Source organism: Streptomyces omiyaensis, assembly GCF_014650895.1.
Classification (GTDB): Bacteria; Actinomycetota; Actinomycetes; order Streptomycetales; family Streptomycetaceae; genus Streptomyces; species Streptomyces omiyaensis.
This window is the reverse complement of the sequence record NZ_BMVV01000022.1, coordinates 74,756-96,420: the sequence shown is the minus strand read 5'-3', so window position 1 is coordinate 96,420 and position 21,665 is coordinate 74,756. Positions and strand designations below refer to the sequence as shown.

The 21,665-nt window shown below is 74.6% G+C and carries 20 protein-coding genes and 1 pseudogene; 10 read left to right on the top strand and 11 right to left on the bottom strand.

Annotated elements, in window-relative coordinates:
- Positions 1–95 precede the first annotated feature (95 nt).
- The 3 genes from IE287_RS28935 to IE287_RS28925 form a co-directional block, all read right to left on the bottom strand.
- Positions 96–1,220 (bottom strand): LLM class flavin-dependent oxidoreductase, encoded by a 1,125-nt coding sequence (locus IE287_RS28935; RefSeq protein ID WP_189852173.1) that lies wholly within the window; start codon positions 1,218–1,220, stop codon positions 96–98.
- Positions 1,221–1,300: 80 nt separating this feature from the next.
- A complete protein-coding gene (locus IE287_RS28930) occupies positions 1,301–2,083 on the bottom strand; it encodes an SDR family NAD(P)-dependent oxidoreductase (RefSeq protein WP_189852172.1) in 783 nt (260 codons plus the stop codon).
- 11 nt (positions 2,084–2,094) lie between these two features.
- A complete protein-coding gene (locus IE287_RS28925) occupies positions 2,095–3,012 on the bottom strand; it encodes a TIGR03619 family F420-dependent LLM class oxidoreductase (protein ID WP_189852171.1) in 918 nt (305 codons plus the stop codon).
- Between the two features lie 46 nt (positions 3,013–3,058).
- On the opposite strand from IE287_RS28925, the gene IE287_RS28920 reads away from it, so the two are divergent.
- Positions 3,059–3,220, top strand: a complete 162-nt coding sequence (locus IE287_RS28920; RefSeq protein ID WP_189852170.1) for a hypothetical protein — start codon at positions 3,059–3,061, stop codon at positions 3,218–3,220.
- Positions 3,217–3,606: pseudogene (locus IE287_RS38805) on the top strand (DNA-binding protein); the annotation flags it as partial. The gene IE287_RS28920 and the pseudogene IE287_RS38805, both read left to right, overlap by 4 nt.
- Positions 3,607–3,633: 27 nt before the next feature.
- Here IE287_RS38805 and IE287_RS28915 read toward each other — a convergent pair.
- A complete protein-coding gene (locus IE287_RS28915) occupies positions 3,634–4,860 on the bottom strand; it encodes an amidohydrolase family protein (RefSeq protein ID WP_189852169.1) in 1,227 nt (408 codons plus the stop codon).
- Between the two features lie 155 nt (positions 4,861–5,015).
- Between IE287_RS28915 and afsR the strand changes: the two genes are divergently transcribed.
- The 3 genes from afsR (at position 5,016) to IE287_RS39195 (ending at position 9,077) form a co-directional block, all read left to right on the top strand.
- Positions 5,016–8,201, top strand: coding sequence for an SARP-family global regulator AfsR (gene afsR / locus IE287_RS28910; protein WP_229883796.1), 3,186 nt, complete (start codon positions 5,016–5,018; stop codon positions 8,199–8,201).
- Positions 8,202–8,430: 229 nt separating this feature from the next.
- Entirely contained in the window at positions 8,431–8,640 is a 210-nt protein-coding gene (locus tag IE287_RS28905) for a hypothetical protein (RefSeq protein ID WP_189852168.1), read from the top strand.
- A 305-nt stretch (positions 8,641–8,945) separates the two neighbouring features.
- Entirely contained in the window at positions 8,946–9,077 is a 132-nt protein-coding gene (locus IE287_RS39195; protein ID WP_268255000.1) for a hypothetical protein, read from the top strand.
- A gap of 42 nt (positions 9,078–9,119) precedes the next feature.
- On the opposite strand, the gene IE287_RS28900 is transcribed toward IE287_RS39195, so the two are convergent.
- Positions 9,120–9,794, bottom strand: coding sequence for an LppU/SCO3897 family protein (locus IE287_RS28900; RefSeq protein WP_189852167.1), 675 nt, complete (start codon positions 9,792–9,794; stop codon positions 9,120–9,122).
- 126 nt (positions 9,795–9,920) lie between these two features.
- Positions 9,921–11,471 (bottom strand): FadD3 family acyl-CoA ligase, encoded by a 1,551-nt coding sequence (locus IE287_RS28895; protein WP_189852166.1) that lies wholly within the window; start codon positions 11,469–11,471, stop codon positions 9,921–9,923.
- Between the two features lie 101 nt (positions 11,472–11,572).
- Between IE287_RS28895 and IE287_RS28890 the strand changes: the two genes are divergently transcribed.
- The 3 genes from IE287_RS28890 to IE287_RS28880 are packed head-to-tail and all read left to right on the top strand — an operon-like array spanning position 11,573 to position 13,942.
- Positions 11,573–12,715 carry a lipid-transfer protein gene (locus IE287_RS28890; protein ID WP_189852165.1) on the top strand — a complete coding sequence of 381 codons (1,143 nt, stop codon included), beginning with the start codon at positions 11,573–11,575 and terminating at the stop codon, positions 12,713–12,715.
- A 13-nt stretch (positions 12,716–12,728) separates the two neighbouring features.
- The gene (locus tag IE287_RS28885) at positions 12,729–13,160 is read left to right on the top strand and encodes a Zn-ribbon domain-containing OB-fold protein (RefSeq protein ID WP_189852164.1); all 432 of its coding nucleotides are present in this window, start codon (positions 12,729–12,731) and stop codon (positions 13,158–13,160) included.
- Complete coding sequence (locus IE287_RS28880; protein WP_189852163.1) at positions 13,157–13,942, top strand: enoyl-CoA hydratase/isomerase family protein; 786 nt, start codon at positions 13,157–13,159, stop codon at positions 13,940–13,942. Before IE287_RS28885 ends, IE287_RS28880 begins: the two co-directional genes overlap by 4 nt.
- Before the next feature lie 27 nt (positions 13,943–13,969).
- Here IE287_RS28880 and IE287_RS28875 read toward each other — a convergent pair whose 3' ends face one another.
- Positions 13,970–14,530 carry a hypothetical protein gene (locus tag IE287_RS28875; protein WP_308436891.1) on the bottom strand — a complete coding sequence of 187 codons (561 nt, stop codon included), beginning with the start codon at positions 14,528–14,530 and terminating at the stop codon, positions 13,970–13,972.
- A 135-nt stretch (positions 14,531–14,665) separates the two neighbouring features.
- On the opposite strand from IE287_RS28875, the gene IE287_RS28870 reads away from it, so the two are divergent.
- Positions 14,666–15,295: a hypothetical protein gene (locus tag IE287_RS28870; protein ID WP_229883795.1), complete on the top strand. Its 630-nt coding sequence runs from the start codon at positions 14,666–14,668 to the stop codon at positions 15,293–15,295.
- A 54-nt stretch (positions 15,296–15,349) separates the two neighbouring features.
- Here the strand turns inward: IE287_RS28870 and afsK are convergent, their stop codons facing one another.
- Positions 15,350–17,713: a protein serine/threonine kinase AfsK gene (gene afsK, locus IE287_RS28865; RefSeq protein WP_189852162.1), complete on the bottom strand. Its 2,364-nt coding sequence runs from the start codon at positions 17,711–17,713 to the stop codon at positions 15,350–15,352.
- A gap of 124 nt (positions 17,714–17,837) precedes the next feature.
- On the bottom strand, positions 17,838–18,728 hold the full coding sequence (locus IE287_RS28860) for a VOC family protein (RefSeq protein WP_189852161.1): 891 nt from the start codon (positions 18,726–18,728) through the stop codon (positions 17,838–17,840).
- A gap of 381 nt (positions 18,729–19,109) precedes the next feature.
- Between IE287_RS28860 and IE287_RS28855 the strand changes: the two genes are divergently transcribed.
- Complete coding sequence (locus IE287_RS28855) at positions 19,110–19,757, top strand: TetR family transcriptional regulator (protein ID WP_189852160.1); 648 nt, start codon at positions 19,110–19,112, stop codon at positions 19,755–19,757.
- A gap of 195 nt (positions 19,758–19,952) precedes the next feature.
- On the opposite strand, the gene IE287_RS28850 is transcribed toward IE287_RS28855, so the two are convergent.
- Both IE287_RS28850 and IE287_RS28845 read right to left on the bottom strand, forming a co-directional pair.
- Positions 19,953–20,426, bottom strand: a complete 474-nt coding sequence (locus tag IE287_RS28850) for a nitroreductase/quinone reductase family protein (RefSeq protein WP_189852159.1) — start codon at positions 20,424–20,426, stop codon at positions 19,953–19,955.
- Entirely contained in the window at positions 20,426–21,643 is a 1,218-nt protein-coding gene (locus IE287_RS28845; protein WP_189852158.1) for an acyl-CoA dehydrogenase family protein, read from the bottom strand. The genes IE287_RS28850 and IE287_RS28845 overlap by 1 nt, the downstream gene beginning before the upstream one ends.
- Between the last annotated feature and the right edge of the window lie 22 nt (positions 21,644–21,665).

Here is a 21,665-nt window from a genome sequence, read left to right as displayed (position 1 = left end):
GAAGGGCCTCCGGCCGGGGCCGGTACGGGGCGGCGGTCCGGGAAGACGCCGCCCCGGACCCGCTGTGCGGGCCTCCTGGCGGGGCCCGGACGGGCCTAGGAGCCGGCCGCCTGGCGGAAGCGGGTGGTGCGGTGGACCGGGTCGGTGTCGATCCGGGGGATCACGTGCTCGCCGATCAGCTTGATCGTGTTCATCGTGTCCTCGTAGGAGATCCCGATCGGGAGGCCGAAGGAGAGCTGGTCGGCGCCGGCCCGCTCCCAGCGGCGGCACTGGGCGAGCACCTCGGACGGGTCGCCGCAGATCATCAGCTCCTCGGCGATGAGGAGTTCGATGATCTCGGCGGAGTACTCGGGGAGCAGCTCGGGCCACTCGGGGACGCCCTCGGGCCGGGGGAAGGTGTCGTGGTAGCGGAAGAGGAGCGACTGGAGGTAGTTGAGGCCGCCGCCGACGGCGATCTCGACGGCCTTCTCGTGGGTCTCGGCGCAGATCGCGGTGGAGGTGACCATGACGTTGTCGTTGACGAAGTCGCCGACGGCCTTGGCCTCCTTGATCGCGTTCTTGTAGGACTCGACGACCCACTCCATGTCGGAGACCTTCTGGACGCTGAAGCCGAGGACGCCGAGGCCCATCTTCCCGGCCATGGCGTACGAGGAGGGGGAGCCGGCCGCGTACCACATGGCGGGGTGGGAGCTGCCGTACGGCTTGGGGAGGATCTTGCGGGGCGGCAGGGACCAGTGCTTGCCCTGGAAGCCGGCGTACTCCTCCTGGAGCCACATCTTGGGGAACTCGGCGATGGTCTCCTCCCAGAGTTCCTTGGTGTGGTTCATGTCGGTGATGCCCGGGAAGAAGCCGAGGATCTCGTGGGAGCCGGCGCCGCGGCCGGAGCCGAACTCGAAGCGGCCCTCGGAGAGGTGGTCGAGCATGGCGACCTTCTCCGCGACCTTCACCGGGTGGTTGACCGGGGCGAGCGGGTTGAAGATGCCGGAGCCGAGGTGGATGCGCTCGGTGGCGTGGGCGAGGTAACCCAGGTAGACGTCGTTGGCCGAGAGGTGCGAGTACTCCTCCAGGAAGTGGTGCTCGGAGGCCCAGGCGTACTTGAAGTTCGACTTGTCCGCCTGGACGACGTACTCGGTCTCCTCCATGAGGGCCTTGTGCTCGGCTTCGGGATCGGTCTCGGCGCGCTTGCCGACGTATCCCTGTACGAAGATCCCGAATTCCACGGAAGTCACCGTCCTCGTGAGTTTCTGACGTGCCGTCAGATTCTTGGATGCACTGCGCCGTGTCAATACCTGACGAGCCGTCAGCTCTCGTCGGGGGCGGCTCGGAAGAGGGAGGCGCCGGCCAGCCAGCCGCCGTCGACGACGAAGGGCTGCCCCGTCACGTACGAGGAGTCGTCCGAGGTCAGGAAGAGGGCGAGGGCCGCCACCTCCTCCGGGCGGCCGATCCGCCCGAGCGGCACGAGCCTGCGGTACAGCTCGCCGGTGGCGGCCGGGTCCACCCCCTCCGGATTGCTCATCGCGGTGTCGATCGCCCCCGGGCAGACCGCGTTCACCCGGATCCCCTTCGGCGCCAGCTCCAGGGCCGCCACCCGGGTCAGCCCGACCACCGCGTGCTTGGAGGCCGCGTAGGCGCCGACCCCCGCCATCCCGGTCAGCCCGGTGTACGAGGCGGTGTTGACGATCGTGCCGCCGCCGGCCGCCGCGATCTCGGGCGCGACCGCCCTGATGCCCAGGAAGCAGCCGGTCTGGTTGACCGAGACGATCGCCCGGAACTCCTCCAGCGGGGTGGCGAGCAGCTCGTTGAAGCGGAGGATGCCGGCGTTGTTCACCAGCCCGTCGACCTTCCCGAACCGCTCCTTGGCGAACGCCACCGCGGCCGCCCACTCCTCCTCGCGGGTCACGTCCAGGTGGACGTAGGCGGCCCGCTCCTCCCCCAGCTCCTTAGCGAGCGCCTCCCCGGGGCCGTCCAGCACGTCCGCGAGGACCACCCGCGCCCCCTCGGCGGCGAAGAGCCGCGCCTCCTGCTCGCCCTGCCCGCGGGCCGCCCCCGTGACGATCGCGACCCGCCCGTCCAGCTTGCCCATGCCCACACTCCCTACAGATGCGGGGCGACCTCCGACCCGAAGGCCGCCATCTGGTCGATGAGTTCGGTACGGCTCCGGCTGCGGAAGCGCACCTGGATCTGGCCGACGCCCAGCTCCCCGTACTCCCGCAGCGAGGCCGCCAGCTCCTGCGGAGCGCCGCTCAGCGTGCGCCGCCCGACCTCCCAGCCGGGGGCGCCGACGTACAGCGGCTCGGCGATCGCGCCGAAGACGAAGGGCTCCGCGAGCCCGGCCTCCTCGCGCAGCCGCCGGATCCGCCCGATCCGCTCGGCCAGCACGGGCCGGGGGTCGCCCTGCGGCAGCCAGCCGTCGCCCTTGAGCGCGGCCCGCCGCACCGCCGCCGGGGAGGAGCCGCCCACCCAGACCGGGATCCGCTCCTGCGCGGGCCGGGGCCGCTGCCCCAGGTCCTTGAAGGCGAACCGCCGCCCCAGGTGCTCCGGGTACTCCTCAGGGCCGAGCGCGGCCCGCAGCGCGTCGATCGTCTCGTCCAGGACCCCGCCGCGGCCCGGGAAGTCCGCCCCGACCGCCTCGAACTCCTCCTGCACGTGCCCGGCGCCCACCCCGAGGACCAGCCGGCCGCCGGAGAGGTGGTCGACGGTCGCGTACGCCTTGGCGGTGACCAGCGGGTGCCGCAGCCCGACGACGGCGACGTGCGAGAGCAGCCGGACCCGCTCGGTGGCGGCGGCCAGGAAGGCGAGCGTGGCGACCGGGTCGTACCAGACGGTGCTCATGGCGGCGGCGAGCCGGCGCGGGATGGCCACGTGGTCGCAGCTCGCGAGGTAGTCGAAGCCGTGCGCGTCGGCGGTCCGCGCGACGGCGAGCAGGTCGGCGGGCCCGGCGTCGGCCTCCCAGGGCTCGGCGTAGATCACGGACTGGGACTGGACCGGCAGCTGCATGCCGTAGACCACCATGGGGACCCCCTCCATCTGACGCTGCGTCAGTTATGGCGCCGGGGCCATGCTGGACCCTGACGGGCCGTCAGGCAAGGGGGTGCGGGCGCGGCTGCGTGAACTGATCGAGGACGCCGAGGCGGAGATCGGCCCTGCCGATGCCGCCGCCGTCGAGGCGAAGCGCGCCCTCCTCCGCCGTGGGGCCGCGAAGGCGGCGGACGCCGCGTGAGCGGGACCCTCGTCCTGGACCGCGAGGGCCTTTCGCTGCTCGTGCGGCGCTCCGCCGACCTCCTCGAACGGCCGGGGGCGGCCGAGGCCGGGGACATCCGGGTCGTCACCGGCTCCGTCACTCCGGTGGAGGCCCGGGATCCCCGGGTGCCCCAGGCCCGCTTCGACTACGCCGTGTCGCGGCTGAACGTCATCCCGCCGAGCGAGGCGATCGCCCGCTCGGCCTGCGCACTGCCGGCGGACGCCGGACTGCACGGCCACAAGTACGCCCTGGACGCCCTCGTGGCCGCGACCGCGCCGGCGTCTCCGGCCCCGGTGACGGTCCTGACCTCGGATCCGGAAGACCTGACAGTGCTCTGCGGGCCCGGTGTCCGGGTGGTCGAGGTCCGAGCGGACCGCCGCCCGCCCCGCGCCTCAGGGCCGCCAGAGGCCCTCCGGACTCAGGCCCAGCAGGTCGATGGCGTTGCCGCGCACGATCCGGTCGACGACGTCCGGGGCCAGGTGGCCCATCTGCGCCTCGCCGACCTCCTTCGACTTCGGCCAGGTCGAGTCGGAGTGCGGGTAGTCCGTCTCGTACAGGACGTTCCCGGCGCCGATCGCGTCGAGGTTGCGCAGCCCGAAGGCGTCGTCGAAGAAGCAGCCGAAGACGTGCCCGGCGAAGAGCTCCGACGGCGGGCGGGTGACCTTGTCGGCGACCCCGCCCCAGGCGCGGTTCTCCTCCCAGACCACGTCCGCCCGCTCCAGGATGTACGGGATCCAGCCGATCTGGCCCTCCGCGTACATGATCCGCAGGTTCGGGAAGCGCTCGAACTTGCCGCTCATCAGCCAGTCGACCATCGAGAAGCAGCAGTTGGCGAAGGTGATCGTGGAGCCGACCGCCGGCGGGGCGTCCGCCGAGGTGGACGGCATCCGGCTGGACGAGCCGATGTGCATCGCGACGACCGTGCCGGTCTCGTCGCAGGCCCGGAGGAAGGGGTCCCAGTGGTCGGTGTGGACCGAGGGCAGCCCCAGGTGCGGCGGGATCTCGGAGAAGGCGACGGCGCGGACCCCCCGGGCGGCGTTCCGCCGCACCTCGGCGGCGGCCAGTTCGGGGTCCCAGAGCGGGACGAGGGTGAGCGGGATCAGGCGGCCGCGCGCCTCGGGCCCGCACCACTCCTCGACCATCCAGTCGTTGTAGGCGCGCACGCAGAGCAGGCCCAGCTCGCGGTCGGAGGCCTCGGTGAAGGTCTGGCCGCAGAAGCGCGGGAAGGTCGGGAAGCAGAGCGCCGACTGGACGTGGTTGACGTCCATGTCGGCGAGCCGGTCGGGGACGGAGAAGGAGCCCGGCCGCATCTGCTCGTAGGTGATGACTTCGAGGCGTATCTCGTCGCGGTCGTAGCCGACGGCCGTGTCGAGCCTGGTCAGCGGCCGGTGCAGGTCCTCGTAGACCCACCAGTCGCCGATCGGGCCGTCGTCGCCGGGGACCCCCATGACGGGCGCGAACCTGCCGCCGAGGAAGGTCATCTCCTTCAGCGGGGCGCGGACGATCCGGGGGCCCGTGTCGCGGTACCGGGACGGGAGCCGGTCCCGCCAGACGTGCGGGGGCTCCACGGTGTGGTCGTCCACCGAGATGATCCTGGGGAAGCTCTCCTGGGTCTCCATGCCCTTCACGGTAGCGTCGATCTGACGAACCGTCAGCTATCGGGACGGCCGGGTCCGGTCACAGCTCTCCCACAACGGCGCCCCTATGCTGACGGGCTCCGTCCGGACAAGGCAGACTGTCCGGGGCGATACCACCGGTAGGGGCAGGGGGAGCCATGGGGCAGGACAACGGACCGCGCGTCCCGACGCAGGGCCCCGGCGGGGACGGGGCCGGGAAGCAGTTCGGCGTGCCCCGGCAGCGGCCGGGACAGGCGGGCACGCGGACGACGGCGGGCCCGGCGGCCGGCCGGGCCGACGACCGGGCGACCGCGGAAGCCCGGCCCGAGCCGCCGACCGCCGCTGCCGGGGCCACCGGAACCGCTGCCGACGAGAGCGGGACCGCCGCCGACGCCGCCTCCGCCTCCGGCACCCCCCGTGCGAGCGGCACCGCCCCCGGCACGGCCGCAGCCCCCACCGGGCTCCGGTTCGGGGTGCTCGGGCCCGTGCGGGCCTGGCGGGACGGGGAGGCCCTGGCCACCGGCTCGCCGCAGCAGCGGGCCCTGCTCGCCGCGCTGCTCCTGCGCGGCGGCCGCACCGCCACCGCGGCCGAGCTCATCGACGCGCTGTGGGGCGAGGAACCCCCCTCGCAGGCGCTCGCCGCGCTCCGCACCTACGCCTCCCGGCTCCGCAAGGTCCTCGGCGCCGAGGTGCTGGTCAGCGAGTCCGGCGGCTACGCCCTGCGCACCACCGCGCTCGACCTCACCCGCGCCCAGGAGCTCGGCGCCGAGGCCGAGAAGCTGCGGGCCGGCGGCGACCGCACCGCCGCCCGGGCCCGGCTCGCCGAGGCCCTCGACCTGTGGGACGGCGAGGTCCTCGCCTCCGTCCCCGGGCCGTACGCCGACGCCCAGCGGACCCGCCTGGAGGAGTGGCGGCTCACCCTCCTGGAGACCCGCGTCGACGTCGACCTGGAGATCGGCGCGCACGCCGAGGCCGTCTCCGAACTGACCGCGCTCACCGCCGCGCACCCGCTGCGCGAACGGCTGCGCGAGCTGCTGATGCTCGCGCTCTACCGGAGCGGCCGGCAGGCGGAGGCGCTCGCCGTCTACGCCGACACCCGCCGGCTCCTCGCCGACGAGCTCGGCGTCGACCCCACCCCCGAACTCTCCCGCCTCCAGCAGCGCATCCTCCAGGGCGACGCCGAGCTGGCCCGCCCCGTCGAGGAGTCCGCCCCGGCCGCGGCCACGGTCTCCCGGCCCGCCCAGCTCCCGGCGACCGTCGCCGACTTCACCGGCCGGGCCGCCTTCGTCCGGGAGCTGGGCGCCCGCCTGGCGACCGCCGAGGGCTCCGTCATGGCGGTCTCCGCGCTCGCCGGGATCGGCGGCGTCGGCAAGACCACGCTCGCCGTCCACGTGGCCCACGAGGCCCGCCCGCACTTCCCCGACGGCCAGCTGTACGTCGACCTCCAGGGGGCCGGCGCCCGCGCCGCGTCGCCCGAGACCGTCCTCGGCTCCTTCCTCCGCGCCCTCGGCACCCCCGACTCGGCCATCCCCGACTCCCTGGAGGACCGGGCCGCCCTCTACCGCTCCACCCTCGACGGCCGCCGCGTCCTGATCCTGCTCGACAACGCGCGCGACGCCGCCCAGATCCGCCCCCTGCTGCCCGGCACCGCGGGCTGCGCGGCGCTCGTCACCAGCCGCATCCGCATGGTCGACCTCGCCGGCGCGCACCTGGTCGACCTCGACGTGATGTCCCCCGAGGAGGCCCTCCAGCTCTTCACCCGGATCGTCGGCGAGGAGCGGGTGCGGGCCGAGCGGGAGGCGGCCCTCGACGTCGTCGCCGCCTGCGGCTTCCTCCCCCTCGCCCTCCGCATCGCCGCCTCGCGGCTCGCCGCCCGCCGCACCTGGACGGTCTCCGTCCTGGCCGCGAAGCTGGCCGACGAGCGCCGCCGCCTCGACGAGCTCCAGGCGGGCGACCTCGCGGTCAAGGCCACCTTCGAGCTCGGCTACGGCCAGCTGGAGCCGGCCCAGGCCCGCGCCTTCCGCCTGCTGGGCCTCGCCGACGGCCCCGACATCTCCCTGGCCGCCGCGGCGGCCGTCCTCGACCTCCCCCTGTGGGACGCCGAGGACCTCCTGGAGGCCCTCGTCGACACCTCCCTCCTGGAGTCGGCGGCCCCCGGCCGCTACCGCTACCACGACCTGGTCCGCCTCTACGCCCGCGCCTGCGCCGACCGCGACGAGCACCCCCCGGCCGAGAAGGGCGCGGCCCTCTCGCGCCTCCTCGACTTCTACCTGTCGACCGCCGCCCGGGTGTACGCCATCGAGCGCCCCGGCGACCGGCTCGTCGACCACCTGGAACCCACCGAGTACGACGGCCTCTCCTTCACCGACCGCCACGACGCCCAGGACTGGCTCTACGCCGAGTCCCACTGCCTCCTCGCCTGCGTCCGCCAGTCCGCCGCCGCGCCGGCCACCCTGCGCCGCGCGGTCGACCTGCTGTGGGCGTCGCTGGACCTCGGCGAGTCCGGCGCCAACTCGCGGGAGTTCGAGGCGACGGGCGCCGTCGTCCGGGACGCCGCCCGCGCCCTCCGGGACGACCGGGCCGAGGGCCGCGCCCTGATGGTCCTCGCCGGAGTGCACCACACCGCCGGCCGCTTCCAGGAGGCCGACCGCGACGCCGAGCTGGCGCTCCCCTGCGCGGAGCGGGCCGGCGACCCCGTGCCGGCCTGCTGGTCCGCCAACGCCCGGGGCATCATCGCGCTCTACCAGAACCGCTTCGCCGAGGGGGAGCAGTACCTCACCCAGGCCATCGAGCGGTTCCGGCAGATCGGCGACGAGCCCGGCGAGGCCAGCGCCCTGTGCAACCTCTCCCGCATGCACCTCGCCATGGGCCGCACGTCGAGCGCCATCGAACTGTCCCTGCGCGGCACCGAGATATACGACTGCATGGGACACGCCCTGCGCGGCGCCAACGGAAGGTACGCGCTGGGCCTGGCGCTCACCCAGGACAACCAGCTCGCCGCGGCGGGCGAACGCCTGCGGGAGGCCCTCGCCGTCTTCGCCGACAGCCGCCAGCGCCTGTGGGAGGGGATGACGCTCTTCCGGCTCTCCGAGGTCGACCTCGCCGCCCACCGGTACGCCCAGGGGGCGTCCAACGCCGAGATGGCGCTCACCGTCCTCCGGGGCATCGGGGGCGAATGGCGGCGGGCCAACGTGCTGACCGTCCTCGGCCGCGCCCTCTACCGCCTCGGACAGACCGGGCGCGCGGAGGCGTGCTGGCAGGAGGCGCTGGGCGTCTTCGACTCCCTCGGGGCCGCGGAGGCGGAGCAGGTACGGGCGCTGCTCGCGCCGGCCAAGGCGGCCTAGGGGCCGCTCGGAACCGTCGCCGCCAGCGCGTTCATCGTTCGTTTATCGCCACCCGGCATGCTCTTACTCACCGCAGGCCGCCGCGTCGGGGGGCAGGCGGACTGTGAAGGTGCCGGGAATCCTGGGGGTTAGGGTGATCGGCCGCGAGGGATTCGGCCAGTCGGTCCACGGGGGAACGATTGGCCGAATCCCCTCACACCTCTTATCTCACACGCAGGAGTTGACGAGCATGACCGATCCGCTGAAGCAGGACCCGATCATCAAGCCCCTGGACATGCACGCCACCTCGACGCCCGCCGTCGACGCCATCACCGACAAGATCACGGGCCCGGGCGACGCGGACATCACCACCAAGGACATGCACGCCACCTCGGAGCCGGCCGTCGACGCCATCACCGAGAAGGTCGTCGGCGACGGCCACGAGGCTCCGGCCCCGTAACCACTCCCCACGGGGATGACGGCGCCGGCGGCGACTTCGGGGGAGCCGCCGGTGCCACCCACAGGGGGTCCGCTCGACGGGGGAACAGCACGGTCCCGGGGGACTCCGGACGGAACCAGGGGGGATTCGTCCGGCAGGGGCCGCGCGACGCGATCGGACCGCCGACGGAAGGGGCCGGGCAGCCGCCCGGCCCCTTCCGCACGTTCCGGCCACCTGACGAAGTAGGACGTTCCACTTCGCGGGCGGGAAATCCCGCCCGCGAGGATCGGTCCGCCCGATCACCACCCGTTCCGGAGGAGTCATCCATGCGCGGCACCCAGCGCCTCATCGCCCTCGCGGCCGTCGCCGTCGCCCTCGCCCTCGGCACGGCCGCGCCCGCTTCCGCGGACATGCACATCACCGGTACGGCCGCCTCCGGCGACCTGCGCGCGGACTGACCGGCGGGACGCCCGCCGGCCCCGGCACCCGGCACCCGGTGCCTAGCCCCGGGCGTAGGAGCCGAGGCCGACGAGGCAGTAGACGTACTCGCTGATCGTGGTGCCGTTCATGGTGTAGCGGTGCGAGAAGGCGTACTGCGTCTTGGGGTTGGCGTTGCACCTGTTCATGTCGGAGGTGAAGGGGAAGGTCTGGATGACCTTGTAGTGGGCGTCCGAGGCCGAGCAGGGGACCTCCTCGACGCCGCTGACGGACTGCGCGGTCTCGGAGTCCGGCAGGGTGCCGTTGAGGCAGGTGCCCTTCTCGTACGGGTCGGGCTCCTCCTCGGTGGGGGTGGCGGCGGGGTCGGTGGGCAGGTCGAGGTCGAGGCTCGGGAAGGGCGAGACCGAGAAGGTGGGCACGGGGCCGGGGCCCCGGGAGCCGGCGTCGTCCTTGTCGTTGGCGTCGAGGAGGTACGCGCCGCCGATGATCCCGCCGATGACGAGGAGCGGGACGAGGCAGCCCGCGACGCCGGATCTGCGCCGCGGCGGGGCCTGGCCGCCCGCGACGGTGATGCGCAGGAGGACGGTCGCGCCGGCGAGCGAGACCGGGATGACGTCGCCGTGACGGCAGGGCGGGACGTGGAGCCGAGTGGGGCCGCCGGGCAGGGTGACCGGGATGACGACGCCGGTGGCGGCCTGCTGCGGGGTGAGCGTGAGGGGGAACTCCTGCGTGGACACCTGGTGCTCCTCGGTTCGGAGGGTGGGGACGGGGTGCGGGGGGCGTGCCCTTATGACGTGTACACGCTGCCCTCCGGTTTCACCCCGTGAGCGGTCGGCTCCGCGTCCGGACGGGCCACCGGCCCCTCAACCCCGCTTCCTCAGCTCCCCCTTGACCACCTTCCCGCTCGCGTTCCTCGGCAGCTCCGTGACGAACTCGACCTGCCGGGGCACCTTGTAGTTCGCCATCTCCCGCCGCGACCAGGCGATCAGGTCGTCCGCGGTGACCCGGGCACCGGGCCGCCGGACGGCGAAGGCCTTGCCGACCTCGCCGAGCCGGGCGTCGGGGACGCCGACGACGGCGACGTCGGCGATGTCCGGGTGGAGGCCCAGGAGCTGCTCGATCTCGGCCGGGTAGGCGTTGAAGCCGCCGACGATGAACATGTCCTTGAGGCGGTCGGTGATCCGCAGGTTGCCCGCCTCGTCGAGGACGCCGACGTCGCCGGTGCGCAGCCAGCCGTCGGGGTCGATCGCGGCGGCCGTCGCCGCCTCGTCCTCGAAGTAGCCGCGCATCACGTTGTGCCCCCTGACCAGCACCTCGCCCGAGCCGGAGAGGCGGACCTCGGTGCCCTGGACGGCCCGGCCGGAGGTGGTGGCGATCGTCTCGTCCGGGTCGTCGCGGCGGCACATGGTGACCAGGCCGCTCGCCTCGGAGAGGCCGTAGGCGGTGAGGACGGTGCCGACGCCCAGTTCGGAGCGGAGGCGCTCGACGAGGAGCAGCGGGACGACGGCGGCGCCGGTGACGACCAGGCGGAGGCTGGTGAGGTCGTGGGCGGCGCGGGCCGGGTGGTCGAGGAGCGACTGGTGGAGGGTGGGCGGGCCGGGCAGCACGCTGATCCGCTCGGCGGCGATGTTGGCGAGGACGGTGTCGACGGTGAAGACGGGCTGCGGGACGATCACCGCGCCGCGCATCAGGCAGGCGAGGACGCCCGCCTTGTAGCCGAAGGTGTGGAAGAAGGGGTTCACCACCAGGTAGCGGTCGCCCTCGGCGAGGCCGGCGAGGGCGGCCCACTCCTCGTAGCAGCGCAGGGTCTGGGCGTGGCCGATGACGGCGCCCTTGGGGCGGCCGGTGGTGCCGGAGGTGTAGACGATGTCGGAGGGGTCGTCGGGGTCGATGGCGTCGGCGCGGGCCCGGACGCGGGCGGCGGGGACCCGGTCGCCCTCGGCGAGGAAGGCCTTCCAGGTGGTCCACTCGGCCTCGTCGGGCGCGGTGTCGCCGAGGACGACGACCCGCTCCAGGTGGGGCAGGGGCACGCCGGCGCGGCGCAGCGAGGCGACGTAGGAGGTGCCGAGGAAGGTGCCGGTGACGAAGAGGAGGCGGGCGCGGGAGCGGGCCAGGACGTCGGCGGCCTCGGTGCCCTTGAAGCGGGTGTTGAGCGGGACGAGGACGGCGCCGGCGGTGACGGCGCCGAGGGCGGCGACGATCCAGTCGAGGCTGTTGGGCGCCCAGATCGCGACCCGGTCCCCGGCCCGTACGCCGGTGGCGAGGCAGGCGGCGGCGGACCGCTCGACGCGGGCGGCGAGCTCGGCGTACGAGATCCGGTGGCGGCCCTCGGCGACGGCCTCGCGCGCGCCGTACCGCTCCCCCGCCGCCCGCACGAGTCCGGGGATCGTGCCCCACTCCAGGTCACCGCGCATCTGATGCCTCCACCGTTCCCGTGTCGCACCGTAGCTGACTATCCGTCAGATTAGTTGTAGCCTGACGCGCTGTCAGCAGTGCTGCCCCATGAGGAGGTTCGGTGCTCAAGGACGCCACCGCCATCGTCGGCATAGGACAGACCGCCTTCGCGAAACGACTCCCGGAGACCGAGAAGGCCCTCGCCTGCCGGGCCGTCCTCGCCGCCCTCGACGACGCGGGCATCGCCCCGTCCGAGGTCGACGCCTTCGCCTCGTACACCATGGAGGAGACCGACGAGGTCGAGGTCGCCAAGGCCATCGGCGCCGGCGACGTCACCTTCTTCTCCAAGGTCGGGTACGGCGGCGGCGGCTCCTGCGCCACCGTCGGCCACCTCGCCGCCGCCATCGCCACCGGCCAGGCGAGCGTCGGCGTCGCCTGGCGCTCCCGCAAGCGCGGCTCCGGCCCCCGCCCCTGGAAGAACACCGCCGTCCAGCTCCCCACCCCCGGCCAGTGGACCCGCCCCTACGGGCTGCTCCGCCCCGCCGACGAGATCGGCATGCTCGCCCGCCGCTACATGCACGAGTACGGCGCCACCCGCGACCACCTCTTCAACGTCGCCCTGGCCTGCCGCAACCGCGCCAACCAGAACCCGGACGCGATCATGTACGAGCGCCCGCTGACCCGGGAGATGTACATGACCTCCCGCTGGATCAGCGAACCCCTCTGCCTCTTCGACAACTGCCTGGAGACCGACGGCGCCCTCGCCTGCGTCGTCGTCTCCGCCGAGCGGGCCCGCGACTGCCGCCAGAAGCCCGTCTACGTCCACTCCGCCGCCCAGGGCCTGCCCGCCCAGCACCACGGCATGGTCAACTACTGGAACGACGACCCGCTCTCCGGCCCCGCCTGGACCGCCGCACGCCACCTGTGGAAGACCGCCGACTTCGGCCCCCAGGACGTCGACGTCGCCCAGATCTACGACGCCTTCACCCCGCTCGTCCCGCTCTCCCTGGAGGGATACGGCTTCTGCGGGCGCGGCGAGGGTGCCGCCTTCACCGAGGGAGGCGCCCTCGAACTCGGCGGCCGGCTCCCCCTCAACACCGGCGGCGGCGGCCTCTCCGAGGCCTACGTGCACGGCTTCAACCTCATCAACGAGGGCGTGAAGCAGCTCCGCGGCACCTCCACCGCCCAGGTCCCCGACGCCGCCACCTGCCTGGTCACCGCCGGCGAGGGCGTCCCCACCTCCGCCGTCCTGCTGCGCGCCTGAGGAGCTGATCACCGTGCTGAACCCCGTCATCGACGAAGACGGCGCCCCCTTCTGGGAGTACACCGCCCGCGGCGAACTCCGCGTCCAGGCCTGCGCCGAGCGCGACTGCGGCGAGCTCCGCTTCCCGCCCCGCCCCTGCTGCCCGCACTGCGGGTCCTTCGCCTCCGAGTGGCGGCTCATGTCCGGCCGCGGCCGGATCTGGTCCTACGTGCTGCCGCACCCGCCGCTCCTCCCCGACTACGCCGAGCAGGCCCCCTACAACGCGGTCCTCGTCGAGCTCGCCGACGCGCCCCGCATCCGCCTCGCCGGGAACGTCGTCACCGCCCCCGACGCCCGCCTGGACTCGGTCGACCCCTCCCGGCTCCGCATCGGCGCCCCCGTCCGCGTCGCCTTCACCGAGATCGACGGCCTCGCCGTCCCGCGCTGGATCCTGGAGCGCGGGTGAACGCCTCCGGGATCTCCGTGGAGCGCGACAGGGAGACCGGCGTCGCCGTCGTCACCCTCGACCGGCCCGAACGGCTCAACGCGATCACCCTCGCCATGGCCGCCGGACTCGGCGCGCTCTGGCGGGGGTTCCGCTACGAGGACGACATCCGCGCGATCGTCGTCACCGGCGCCGGCGGGCGGGCCTTCTGCACCGGCATCGACCGCGACGACGCCGGCCGGGTGCCGCAGCCCTCCTCCCCGTACACCGTCGACGACCCGCTGGTCGCGATCGGCCCCAAGGCCAACGACCTGTGGAAACCGGTGATCGCGGCCGTGGAGGGCATGGCCTGCGGCGGGGCCTTCTACCTGCTCGGCGAGGCCGAGTTCCTGGTCGCCGGCGAGACCGCCGTCTTCTTCGACCCGCACACCACCTACGGCATGGTCAGCGCCTTCGAGACCATCCACATGGCCCAGCGGATGCCCTTCGGCGAGATCGCCCGGATGGCCCTCATGGGCTCGGCCGAGCGGATCTCCGCCCGCAGGGCCCACGAGATCGGCCTGGTCAGCGAGGTGACCGAGGCCGGCGGGGCGGTGGCCGCCGCGCGGGAGGCGGCGGCCGTCATCGCCGCCTGCCCCACCGGGGCCGTGCAGGGCACCGTACGCGCCCTGTGGACGGCCAAGGAGGCCGTCAGGTCCCAGGCGCTCGCCCAGGCCCCGCACCTGGTGACGCTCGGCAACCTGCCGGCGGACCGGCAGGCCGAGCTGTTCGCGCGCCGCCGGGCGGGGCACCGGACGCGCTAGCCCGAAGCCCCGCTTCCCGGACGGGGGCTAGTACGCGGTCACCTCGTCGACCCGGACCTCGCACTTCTTCACCTGGTCCACCAGCCGGGGGTTCGCCATCCTCACCTCGAAGTCCTTCTCCACCCCGTCCTCCACCCGCAGGGTCGTCGTGGTCGTGTCGACCACGGAGCCGCCGCCGTTCCTGAACTCCAGGGTCACCCGGTAGAGCTCGGTGGTGTCGTACCGGGCGTCACTGGTGATCCGCACCGTCGCGGTGGTGTCCGCCGGGCGGGCCGGCCGGCCCTTGCGCTTCTTCTGCCCGGGCTCCACGCAGTCGACGACGGTCACGGTGCCGGTCGCCGTGGCGGAGGCCGTGGGCGTCGGCTCGGCGGTGTACTCACCGCCGCTGCCGCCGCTCGAACCGGACCCCTCGTAGTCGTCGTTGTCCTTCTTCGAGCTGGAGCAGCCGCCTCCGTCGCCGCTGCTCTTGCTCCTGCTCTTGCCGCCGCCGCCGCTGCCGCCGCTGGTGCTCGTCTGGAAGCCTGTCAGCGCCAGCACCACCACCGTCAGCGTCGCCGCCATCTTCAGCCGGGTCCGTACCACGGTCACCGTCTCCCCGTCCGTCTGGTCATGTGCGCGCCACACCCTAGCGGGGTCCGCGTCCCGCATGGCGGGGCCCGGCCACCGGGCGTAGCGTCGACAGCGAGGGAGCCGGACCGCGAAGCCCCCGGAGGAGGCCGATCGATGATCCGCAATGTGGTCGGCTCGGTCCTGGCCCTCGCCGGAGCGACGGCCGCCGTCTGGAGCCCCTTCCGTGCCTGGTACGACGGCCGTCACGGCAGCGACTATCCGATCGGGGAGCTCTTCACCGGCATCACCGGCGACGGCACCGGCGTCCTCGGGTCGATCCTGCTCCCCTTCGCCCTCGCCGCCGTCGTCACCCTCGTCGGGGTGGTCCTGCGCTCGCGGCTGCTCGTCGCCGCCGCCGGGGTGATCGTCCTCGGCTTCACGGTCCTGTGGATGGTCCGCGTCGGACAGGCCGAGGGCAGCCTGGTGGTCTCCGGGGACGGCCGCGGCCTCGGCGACGGCGTCGCCAACGCCTTCGGCGGCGGAGTCCTGCTCCTGCTCGGCGCGCTCGTCATGTCGGGCCGGCCGAGGCACCACCGCCTGGAGCGGTCCGCGCCGCCGCCCGCGCACCCGACGCACGACGACGCCCCGCCCGCCGGGGAGCCGTACGGGACCGGGGAGCCGTACCGGGCCGCCGGGGACCCGTACGACACCGAGACCCGGTCCATGCCCTACGCCGCCCCGGGCCGCTTCGACGTTCCGGTCGAGCCGCCGCGGCCGCACGACGGCCGCGACGAACGGCCCTAGGGCCTGTCGGATCCCGCCGGACTCGCACCGACCGGCGGGATCCGCAGGCTCGGCCTAGGCCGAGCCCCGGCCGGTGGCCGTGCCCTTCGCCGCGTCGAGCGCGTACACGCAGCGGTCCTTGCTGCACGCGTACACGACCCCGCCCTTCGCCACCGGCGAGCCGGTGATCTCGCCGCCCGTGGCGAGCTTCCAGCGGAGCTGCCCGCCGGTCGCGTCCAGGGTGTAGAGGACGTGGTCCGCGGAACCGAAGTGGACCCGCCCGTCGGCGACGACCGGGGCGCCCACCAGCTCGGCGCCGGCCGCGAACCGCCACCGGGGGGTGCCGGTCACCGCGTCCAGGGTGTACAGCGCGCTGCCGCTGCCGACGTGCACGTTGCCGTCCGCGACGAGCACCGGCTCGGACGACTGGCGCTGCTCGGTCGCGATCCGCCAGCGGTCCTGGCCGGTGGTGGCGTCGAGGGCGTACACCGTGCCGAGGTGGTCGGCGAGGTACACGCCTCCGCCGGTCACCGCGGGACCGGGCGCGAAGGCCGGCGGCGAGACGAAGACGGCGGGCGCCTCGAAGTGCCAGCGGACGTGCCCGGCTGCGATGTCGATCGACAGCACCCGGGTGCCGGCCGAGACGTACACGCAGCCGTCCTCGGCCGGGGCGACCCGGACCGGCACGTGCCCGCAGGAGGCCGCGTCGCCGATCGGGTACGACCAGCGCTCGGTGCCCGTCCGGGCGTCGAGGGCCTGGAGCCGGGCCTCCCGCCACACGTACACCGTGTCGCCGTGGATCGCCGGGCCCGCCTCCGGGGTCTCGAAGTCCGTCTGGCAGCCGGTGACCTCCCACAGCTTGGCGCCGTTGGAGGCCTCCCAGCCCTGGACCCCGCCGCCCCGGGTACCGGTGACCACGGTGCCCCGGTCCACCCGGAGGGAGTACACCCAGGCATCGGTGCGCAGTCGCCAGCGCTCGCCGCCGTCGGCGGCGTCCAGCGCGTACAGCGTCGGCCCGTCCGAGGCGTGGATCCGGCCGCCGGACACCGCCATCGACCAGGCGACGTCGCGGGTCTTGAACTGGCGCCGGCCGGAGCCGGTGTCCAGCGCGTGCACCTCGAAGGAGGTCACGTAGAGCAGGTCGCCGTCGACGACCGGCGTCCCCCACACGTCGTTGGACATGCGGAAGCGCCACGGCCGCCACGGACCGGCCTCCGGTGCCGTCTGCGGCTGCGCCTGCTGCGGCACGGGCGCGGCCGCCGGCGCGGGCTCGCCGCCGGGCGGCCGCACCCAGCCGGTGGCGTGCGGGTCGGTGGCCTGGCCGAGGGCGAGGGCCGCCCGGGTGTCGGCGACCCGGGGCCCGGGGCCGATCGGCACGGTGGCGCCGCCGAGGCGCACCGGACCGCCGGACGGCGCCGCCGGGCCCGCGTGCCGGCCGCCCGCGTGGGCCGGCTCGGGCGCCCGCGGGTCGCCGGACCAGCCGTCGGGGGCCCGCGCCGGGCGCGGCGGCATCGGCGGCGGGGTCACCGGCGGCGGCGGGGCCGGACGGCCGCCCCGCCGGGTCTCGATCATGGTGACGGCGCTCTCCGGCAGCCACGCGGAGGCGGTGCCGCTGTCGTCGCTGCCCGGCCCGAAGAGGTGCGGGGCGAGCATGGCCTGGAGGTCGGCCGGGGTGGGCCGCTGGGCCACGTCCATCTGCATGCAGGCGTCGATGAGCGGCCGCAGCTCGTCGGGCAGGCCCTCCAGGTCCGGCCCGTCCCGGAGCAGCATGAAGACGGTCTCGACCGGGTTGGCGCCGTGGAAGGGCGCGTGGCCGGTGGCGGCGAAGACCAGCATGGAGCCGAGCGAGAAGACGTCGCTGGCGCCGGTGACGCTGCGCGAGTCGCGGGCCTGCTCGGGCGACATGTAGGCCGGGGTGCCCACCGCGACGTTGGTCATCGTCAGGCGGGTGTTGGAGACGCCGGACGCGATGCCGAAGTCGATCACGCGGGGGCCGTCCTCGACCACCAGGACGTTCGACGGCTTGAGGTCGCGGTGGACGAGTCCGGCGCCGTGGATGGACTGGAGCGCCTCGGCGACGCCGGCGGCGAGCCAGCGGACGGCCTGGGCCGGGAGCGGCCCGCACTCGTTCACTATCTCTTCCAGCGAGGGCGCCGGGACGTAGGCGGTCGCCAGCCACGGCACGGCGGCGCGCGGGTCGGCGTCGACGACGGCGGCCGTGTAGAACCCGGACACCGCCCGGGCGGCCTCGACCTCCCGGGTGAAGCGGACCCGGAACAGCTGGTCCTCCGCGAGCTCCGTGCGCACGGTCTTGATCGCCACGCGCCGGCCGGACGCCGAGCGCGCGAGATAGACCAGACCCATGCCGCCCGCGCCGAGCCGGCCCAGCACCTCGAAGGGCCCGATGCGTCTCGGGTCGTGCTGCGTCAGCTGTTCCACTTGCCTGCCACCTCCCCGTACGGGCCATGACGGTACGGCCCTGGGGCTGATTCTTCCTGTCCGGAGCCCTGGTTGCGAACCCGGGGGCGGATCGGGGTGTCACAGGTCATACCGAGCGGAACGCTCACGCGTCGGCGGGGGGCTCCGAGAGGGTGGAGACGGGGGGCGCGGGGACGGCGAGGGGGACGGTGTCGGTGGAGAGGGCGGCGGGTTCGGCGGCGGCCGCGAGGGGTCCGGCGGGGACGGGCTCGGCGAGGACGGCGAAGCGGGCGCCCTGGTTGTCGTGGAGGACGGCGATCCGGCCGTAGGGGGTGTCGGCGGGGGGTTCGGCGATCCGGCCGCCGAGGCGGACGGTGGTGGCGCAGGCCTCGTCGCAGTCGCGGACGGCGAAGTAGACGAGGACGTGGCCGGGCATCTCGGCGGGGAAGGCGTCGGTGATGACGGCGCGGCCGCCGAAGGCGGTGTCGTCGCCGGTGCGGGAGCCGGGCGGGGACCAGACGCGGTAGTCGAAGCCGGGCTCCTTGCCCTCCTCCGCGGGGTCGGCCTGGCGGCCGAGCCAGCCGAAGACGGAGGCGTAGAAGGTGTCCACCGGGCCGGGGCGGCGGGTGTAGACCTCCATCCAGCAGAAGGAGCCGGGTTCGTTGATCACCTCGAAGCCGTCGTCCTCGCCGGACTGGCGCAGGCCCAGGACGGCGCCGCCCGGGTCGGCGGCGAGGGCGAGGACGCCGAAGGGGCCGACGGGGTACGGCTCCATGACCATCTGCCCGCCGGCGGCCTTGACGCGGGCGGCGACGGTGCCGGCGTCCTTGGTGGCGAGGTAGACGGTCCAGGTGGTGGGCATGCGGCCGTCCCGCTTGGGCAGGAGCCCGGCGACCCGGCGGCCGTCGAGGAGGGCCTCGTCGCGGTCCTCGTCGAAGGTCCAGCCGAAGAGCTCGCCGTAGAAGCGCTTGCCCGCCTCCAGGTCGGGGAGCTGCGCGTCCACCCAGCAGGGGGTGCCCTCTGTGTATACGGCCATGGCTCCACGCTAGGGCGGCGGGGGCGGGGGCGCGCTCCGGTGTGCGCCGTCCGGGGAGCCGGTCGGGAGCGCCGGTCGGGCCGGGGCGGGAACCCGGTCGGGCCGGGGCCGGGGGCAGGTCGGGCCGGGGCGGGAACCCGGTCGGGCCGGGGCCGGGGGCAGGTCGGGGCAGGGCGGGTTCCCGGTGGGCGCGGTTGTCCACCGAAGTTGTCCACAGCCTGTTCATAAGGTGGGGCGGTACGGGAAGGGGGGTCGGGCCCGGTGGCGGGATCCGGTCACCGCGACCCGCCGAGGAGACCCCCGCCGACCTCGGGGAACGGGGTGCACCCCATTTGCAGTCGGCCGAATCGCGCGCTGATCCCCCCTCGGTAAGCTGACGGCATGACAGGACAAGTACGCACCGTCGACGGCCGCGTGGCCGGACGACGCGGCCAGGCGACGCGGCAGAAGCTGCTCGACTGCCTCGGTGAGATGCTCAGCTCCTCGCCGTACCGGGACGTCAAGGTGATCGACGTGGCCCGGAAGGCGGGTACTTCACCCGCGACGTTCTATCAGTACTTCCCGGACGTCGAGGGCGCCGTCCTGGAGCTCGCGGAGGAAATGGCGAAGGAGGGCGCCGGGTTGACCGAGCTGGTCTCCGGCCGCTCCTGGGTCGGCAAGGCGGCCTGGCAGACCTCCGAGGAACTCGTCGACGGCTTCCTCGACTTCTGGCGGAGGCACGACGCGATCCTGCGGGTCGTGGACCTCGGGGCCGCCGAGGGCGACAAGCGGTTCTACAAGATCCGCATGAAGATCCTGAACTCGGTCACCAACTCCCTGACGGACGCGGTGAAGGAGCTCCAGGCCAAGGGCAAGGTCGACAAGGAGGTCAGCGCGGCCGCGATGGCGGGTTCGCTCGTGGCGATGCTGGCCTCGGTCGCCGGCCACCAGAAGGGCTTCACCACCTGGGGCGTGAAGCAGGCCGAACTCAAGCCGAACCTCGCCCTGCTGGTGCATCTGGGCATCACCGGCAAGAAGCCGGTCAGATAGTCCGGGGCCCCTCCCGGGCGGGCCGCCCGGAGCCCGCTCCTCCCCCGTCCTGTCGTCGACGCCGACGCCGGTCGCCGCCCCCTCGCGGGGCGGGACCGCCGTCGGCGTCGTCGTGTCCGGGGGTCCCGTGGCGTGCGCAGGCCCCGCCGCGGCCGGGACTCCCGCCGCGTTCGGGCTCCCGGCGCGGCCGGGTCCTCACCGCCGGGTGAGGCGGAAGAGCCGGATCTCGCGGTCCACCCGGGCCTGGTAGGAGGCGTACGGCGGCCAGAAGACGAGGGCGGCCGCCCAGGCGGCCGCCCGCTCCTCGCCCGTCAGCCGTTCGGCCCGGACGGGGACGGTCTCACCCTTCCAGCTGATCTCGGCGTCCGGATGGGCGAGCAGGTTGGCGGTCCAGGCGGGGTGCCCGGGGCGGCCGAAGTTGGAGCCGACGAGCAGCCAGGTCCCCCGGTCGGGCTCCGGCATGCAGGCGAGCGGGGTGGTCCGCTCCCGCCCGCTCCTGGCCCCCTTGGCGGTGAGCACGACGCCGGGCAGCATCCGGGCGCTGAGCAGCACCCTTCCCCCGCTGAGCCGGTGCACGGCCTTGTCGAGGGCGGGGATGACGTGGGGCGCCACCCTGGCGAAGGTCCGGGTCGAGGAGACCTTCTGGACGAACCTCACTCCGATGGGCATCAGGCGGCCGCCTCTCCGAGGAGTCCGGTGCGCTCCGCGGCGCGGGCCCGGAGGCGTGCGGCGGGCCCGAAGAGGAGCTCGTCGGCGGCGGCGCGCCGGAAGTACAGGTGGGCTTCGTGCTCGGGGGCGGCGCCGGTGCCGCCGTGCAGCCGGACGGCCTCGCCCGCGGCGGCGCGGAGGGCTTCGAGGGCCTGGGCGAGGGCGAACGGGCCGCTCTCGGGGCCGGGTCCCGGCTCGCGCGCGGCGCAGTAGGTCAGCGCGCGGGCGGCCTCGACCTGGACGTGCAGGTCGGCGAGGCGGTGCCGGGCGGCCCGGAGGGCTCCGGCGGGGCGGCCGGAGCGTTCGCGGGCGGCGACGTCGCCGAGGGTGCGTTCGAGGGCGCCGCGGGCGGCCCCGGTGGCCTCGGCGGCGAGCAGGACGGCGGCGGTGCGGCCGGCGGCGGCGAGGGCGCGGGTGATGTCGGCGGGGTCGTCGGGGTCCTCGCCGAGGAGCGTCGCCGGCACGTCGCGGAGCTGGACGCCGGCCGGGGAGCGGGTGGGGTCGAGGCCGGTGCGGCGGGTGCGGACGAGTGCGGGGCCGGCGTCCTCCGGGCGGACGAGGTAGAGCAGGGTGCGGCTGCGGGCGAAGCCGCCGGTGTGGGCGGCGACGAGGAGGAGTCCGGCGCTGTGCCCGTCGAGGACCTGTTCGGCCTCGCCGTAGAGGAGCCGGCCGTCGCCGTCGGGGGCGGGCCGGGCCTGGACCCCGCCGGCCCGGCCGTCGCCGGACCAGGCTCCGGTGGTGTTGTCGCCGGTGAGGCCGAGGGCGTGGGCGAGGGAGCCGCCGGGGGCGGCGAGCGCGCAGGTGAGGCTGCCGTCGGCGATGCGGGGCAGGAGTTCGGCGCGCTGGGCGGGGGTGCCGAGGGCGGCGACGAGCGGGGCGGCGAGGACGCTGGTGGCGAGGAGCGGGGAGGCGGCGAGGGCGCGGCCGGTCTCCTCGCAGACGAGGGCGAGGGCGGGGGTGCCGCGGCCGGCGCCTCCGTACTCCTCGGGGAGGGCGAGGCCGGGGAGGCCCAGCTCGCCGGACATGCGGGCCCACAGGGCGGGGTCGTAGCCCTCGGTGGGGGCGGTGCGGGCGGCCGGGCGGCCGGCGTGCCGGTCGAGCAGGTCCCGCAGGGTGCGGCGGATCTCCCGCTGTTCCTCGGTGAGCGCGGCGGGGTCCGCGCCTTCGGCGGTGTCCATGGGGCTCCCTCCGTATCTGACG